The sequence below is a fragment of the Tepidimonas sp. genome, assembly GCF_036825565.1.
Taxonomy (GTDB): domain Bacteria; phylum Pseudomonadota; class Gammaproteobacteria; order Burkholderiales; family Burkholderiaceae_C; genus Tepidimonas.
Genome location: NZ_DAISXZ010000107.1, coordinates 1 through 4763, shown reverse-complemented (window position 1 = coordinate 4763; position 4763 = coordinate 1). Strand labels below are relative to the sequence as shown.

At 69.1% G+C, this 4763-nt stretch carries 7 protein-coding genes; 5 read left to right on the top strand and 2 right to left on the bottom strand.

The genetic code is table 11. The features are described from left to right. From V7026_RS10965 to V7026_RS10955, 3 genes are all read left to right on the top strand, one after another. On the top strand, window positions 1–289 hold a 289-nt coding region (locus V7026_RS10965), incomplete at its 5' end, for an energy transducer TonB (protein ID WP_334155414.1). 6 nt (window positions 290–295) lie between these two features. Further along, on the top strand, window positions 296–1045 hold the full coding sequence (locus tag V7026_RS10960; protein WP_334155413.1) for a MotA/TolQ/ExbB proton channel family protein: 750 nt from the start codon (window positions 296–298) through the stop codon (window positions 1043–1045). Between the two features lie 24 nt (window positions 1046–1069). Continuing rightward, entirely contained in the window at window positions 1070–1480 is a 411-nt protein-coding gene (locus V7026_RS10955; protein WP_334155412.1) for an ExbD/TolR family protein, read from the top strand. 25 nt (window positions 1481–1505) lie between these two features. Here V7026_RS10955 and V7026_RS10950 read toward each other — a convergent pair whose 3' ends face one another. After that, a complete protein-coding gene (locus V7026_RS10950) occupies window positions 1506–1913 on the bottom strand; it encodes a GlcG/HbpS family heme-binding protein (protein WP_334155411.1) in 408 nt (135 codons plus the stop codon). Window positions 1914–2004: 91 nt separating this feature from the next. Between V7026_RS10950 and V7026_RS10945 the strand changes: the two genes are divergently transcribed. Both V7026_RS10945 and V7026_RS10940 read left to right on the top strand, forming a co-directional pair. Continuing rightward, entirely contained in the window at window positions 2005–2688 is a 684-nt protein-coding gene (locus V7026_RS10945) for a Bax inhibitor-1 family protein (RefSeq protein WP_334155416.1), read from the top strand. 132 nt (window positions 2689–2820) lie between these two features. Next, entirely contained in the window at window positions 2821–3291 is a 471-nt protein-coding gene (locus V7026_RS10940; RefSeq protein ID WP_334155410.1) for a hypothetical protein, read from the top strand. Between the two features lie 39 nt (window positions 3292–3330). Here V7026_RS10940 and rlmD read toward each other — a convergent pair. Then, on the bottom strand, window positions 3331–4763 hold a 1433-nt coding region (rlmD, locus tag V7026_RS10935; protein WP_443082357.1), incomplete at its 5' end, for a 23S rRNA (uracil(1939)-C(5))-methyltransferase RlmD.

Here is a 4763-nt window from a genome sequence, read left to right as displayed (position 1 = left end):
CGCCCGGATCGACTTGCCCTCGGCCAGCGCAGCCTACCTGAGCAATCCGCCCCCACCCTATCCGCCCCTGAGCCGGCGCTTGGGCGAACAGGGCAAGGTGGTCGTGCGCGTGCGCATCGAAGCCGACGGCACGGCCTCGGCCGCCGAAGTCCGCACCTCCAGCGGCTTCGAGCGGCTGGACCAGGCCGCGTTGCAAACCGTCTTGCGCTGGAAATATGTCCCCGGCAAACGCAACGGCGTGCCGGAAGCCATGTGGTATCTGATCCCGATTCAATTCGTCCTGGAGTGACCCGCGATGGAAACCAACCTCACCCCCGCCGCCTTTGGCTTGGCTCACCTGTGGGCCCAGGGCGATGGCGTCATCCGCACCATTGCGGTGCTGCTGTTGCTGATGTCCGTGGCCTCCTGGGTCGTCATCGTGCTCAAGGCGCTGGATTTGCGCCGACACCGCACCCAGGCCCGACAGGTCGAGGCCTTCTGGCACAGCCGCGACTTCGCCGACGGGCTGGCCCGGCTGGGCGATGGCAGCGACAACCCGTTTTATCTGCTGGCCACGCAGGGCCACGAGGCAGCGGCGCACATCCGCGGGCTAGACGGGGAGCGCGCCCCGCAACTGCACGACGGCTTCGACGTCAGCGAGTGGGTCACGCGCGCCCTGCGCCACGCCATCGACGACTTCGTCGCCCGGCTGCAGGCGGGCCTATGGATTCTGGCGTCGGTGGGCTCGACCGCCCCGTTCGTGGGACTGTTCGGGACCGTCTGGGGCATCTATCACGCGCTGATCGGCATCGGCACCAGCGGCTCGGCGGCCCTGGACCAGGTGGCCGGCCCCATCGGCGAGGCGCTGATCATGACCGCGCTGGGCCTGGCCGTCGCCATCCCCGCCGTACTCGGCTACAACGCGCTCGTGCGCGGCCACAAGGCCTTGGTGCACCGGGTCAACCGCTTTGCGCACGAGCTGCACGCCTACTTCGTGACCGGGGCGCGGGTTGGGGGCGCGGCGGACGACGGCAAGGTGCGCCCCCTGCGCAGCGACGGCCGCTGACCGCACCCACGACGGAGAGCAACCATGGCGTTTTCGATCAACGACCCGGACGACGGCGAGCTGCTCAGCGAAATCAACATGATTCCGCTGATCGATGTGATGCTGGTGCTGCTGATCGTGTTTCTGATCACGATCCCGGTGATGAAGCATGCGGTACCGGTGGACCTGCCGAAAGCGGCGGCGCAAAAGCAGGCCCCCACCCCCGAGGCCGTGCGGCTGACGATCGACGCCGACGGCCGCTACCTGTGGAACGATGCGCCGGTGAGCGACGCGGAACTGGCGACGCGGCTGGCCGAAGCCGCCGTCCAGGACCCGCAGCCCCCGCTGCAACTGCACGGGGACCGCGCGGTACGCTACGAGCGGGTGGCGCTGGCGCTGGCGGCCGCCCAGCGCGCCGGGCTGCACAGCATCGGTTTCGTCACCGAGCAGCCGTGAACGCGCCGCGCGCCGCGGCGCGGGGTCACAGCCCGAGCGCGGCGATCCCGGCGCGAGCGATCTGGGCGTCCTCGCTCGACTTGACCCCGCTGACGCCGACGGCGCCAATCACCTGGCCCTCGTGGACAATCGGCACGCCACCTTCCAGCAGACCCTCCAGCGTGGGCGCGGACAAAAAGGACGTGCGCCCTTGGTTGATGACGTCCTCGTAGACCTTACTCTCACGCCGACCCAGGGCCGCCGTTCGGGCCTTGGCGGGTGCGATGTGGGCCGAAATGGGGGCCGCGCCATCCAGACGCTGCAGCCACAACAAATGACCGCCCTCGTCCACGATGGCGATGGTGACCGCCCAGTGGTTTTTCAGGGCCTCCGCTTCGGCGGCGGCGGCGATGGCCTTGACGTCGGCGAGTTCGAGCACGGCGCGGGTTTTCATGAACTTCTCTTGAGCAAAAGATTCGAGATACTGGCAAACTTACCGCACTGTCCCTTGTCCTTCTTACCACAGGAGTGATCGATCCACGAGCCTGACCACTGTCTCCACGCGCCCGGGCACCGCCGTCGCCGGCGGCGAGCGCCAGCGCGTGCTGCGCAACACCTACTGGCTGCTGGCATTGAGCCTGGTGCCCACGGTGCTGGGCGCCTGGATCGGGGTGAGCACCGGCATCACGGCGGCCCTATCCGGCGGCGTCGGGGTGCTGGTGTTCCTGGCGGGCGCCTTCGGCTTCATGTTCGCCATCGAGCGCACCAAGCATTCGGCCACGGGCGTGGCCATGTTGCTGGCCTTTACTTTCTTCATGGGGCTGATGCTGTCGCGCCTGCTGGCCGCGGTACTGGGCTTCGGCAACGGGGCGCAGCTCATCATGACGGCTTTCGGTGGCACGGCCGGGGTGTTTTTCGTGATGGCTAACCTGGCCTCGATCGTCAAGCGCGACCTCGACGGCCTGGCCAAATGGCTGTTCTTTGGCGCCATCGTGCTGCTGATCGGCGGGCTGGTCAATGTCTTCGTCGGCAGCACGGCGTTCATGGCGGCCCTGTCGGTCATGGCCATCGGCATCTTCAGCGCCTTTTTGCTGGTCGACCTCAAGCGCATCATCGATGGCGGCGAGACCAACTACATCACCGCGACGCTGTCACTGTACCTGAGCCTGTTCAACATCTTCCAAAGCCTGCTCGCACTGCTGGGCGTCTTTGGCGGCGAACGGGACTGATCGACGGAACGGATCGGCCCGAGGCCGGGCCGCCTCCACTGCACCAAGCGGGTCAAAAGCGTTGGCTTTGGCCCGCTTTTTGGTGCATGGATGGGGTAGCCAGCCCCTCCCCGGTGGCCGACAATCCCGACCATGCGCTTGCTCACCGTCGCGTCCACGCCGCCCGTGCCGGCCCCAGCGCCACCCGCCCGGTCAGGGCGCGTGCGGGCCGTGGCAGCCTTACTCGCCTGCGCGGCCCTGCTGGGGGGGTGTGACATGCTCGGCGTCGATACGCCCGCCAAGCAGGCGGCGCGCCGCGAGGCCGACGGGCGCGCGATCGGTGCGGGCTGCCGCCACACCCAGCGCAGCCTGGAAGACTGTTACGCCGCCAATCCGCGGGCGGCCAAGGCGGCGATCTTTGCCGGCTGGCGCGAAATGGACGAGTACATGCGGGAAAACAACATCCCCGCGATGCCCGCCGCTCCGGCGGCCCCGGTTCAACCGACCGAATCCACCGGCCCGAGCGAGGAGGTCGTCGCCCCCTCTGCCGCCAAACCGTCGGCGCCACCCGCTCCGGCCACCTCGCCGCCCTCCGCCCCTACCACCCCCAACGCTAATCGCTGACCGCGCGCGTGGCCCGTGCATGGCCACGGCGGCCAATCCTCAGCACTCGTCCGACCGGTCGAACACCGCGATGCTTTCGACGTGCGCCGTGTGGGGAAACATGTTGACCACGCCCGCCGCCGTGCACCGATAACCCGCCTGATGCACGAGCAGCCCCGCATCGCGGGCCAGTGTGGCGGGATTGCAACTGACATACACGATGCGCCGCGGGGGACGCCACGGCGCGCCGCTCAGGGTGGGCACCGCCTGCGCCCCGGCCAACGCAGCCTGGTGCAGATCGGCCAGCGCCTTGGCCAGCGCAAACGCGCCTTCGCGCGGCGGGTCCACCAGCCAGCGATCGGCCACGCCGTCGGCCACCAGTTGCGCCGTCGTCATCTCGAACAGGTTGCGCGTGACGAACGTGGTCGGCGCCAGCCCCCCGCGCCGGTCCTGGTTGCGCTGCCAGTTTTCGCGCGAACGCGCCACCAGGGCCTCGCTGCCCTCGATGCCCAACACCTCGCCCGCCTGGGTCGCCAGCGGCAGTGTGAAGTTGCCCAACCCGCAAAACCAGTCGATGACGCGCTCGTCGCGGCCCGCCTGCAACAGCCGCAGCGCGCGCGCAACCAGCACGCGGTTGATGTGCGGATTGACCTGGGTGAAATCGGTGGGCCGAAACGGCATGACCAGACCGAACTCCGGCAGACCATACGACAGCTCGGGCGTGCCGTCGTCCGCGTCCAGCCGGTGCACACTGTCCGGTCCCTTGGGCTGCAGCCACCATTGCACGGCAGCATCGGCGTGCTCGCGGGCAAAGTCGCGCAGGCGCTGCCGGTCCGCATCGGACAGGGGCTCCAGGTGGCGCAGCACCAGCGCGGTCACGCCGTCCCCGCAGGCCAGCTCGATTTGCGGACAGGTCTCGCGCGCGTCCATGCCCATGAGCAGGCCGCGCAACGGCCGCAGCAAAGCGCTCACGTGCGGGGGCAGGACGGCGCACGAGTCCATGTCCGCCACGTAGCGGCTCTTGCGCTCGTGAAAACCGATCAGCACCTCGCCCTTTTTGGCGACATAGCGCACCGACAGGCGGGCACGCCAACGGTACCCCCAGGCGGGTCCGGCAATCGGGCGCAGCACCTGCTGCGGCCGCACCTTGCCCAGCCGCCACAGGTTGTTCTCCAGCACGCGCTGCTTGATGGCCACCTGCGCCAGCGGCTCCAGATGCTGCATCTTGCAGCCGCCGCAGGCCCCAGCGTGCAGGCCGAAGTGCGGGCACCGCGGGACGACGCGCAGGGGCGAGGCGCGATGCAGGGTGCGCAGCTCGGCGGCTTCCCACTGGTTCTTGCGGCGGGTGACCTGCACCTCCACCCATTCGCCGGGCAGCGCGCCCTCAACGAAAACCACCTTGCCATCGGGCCGGCGCGCAATGCCTTGGGCCTCCAGGTCAAGGGCCTGAATGCCCAGCGCATCGGCGGGTATGCCCGGGGGACGGGGGGAGG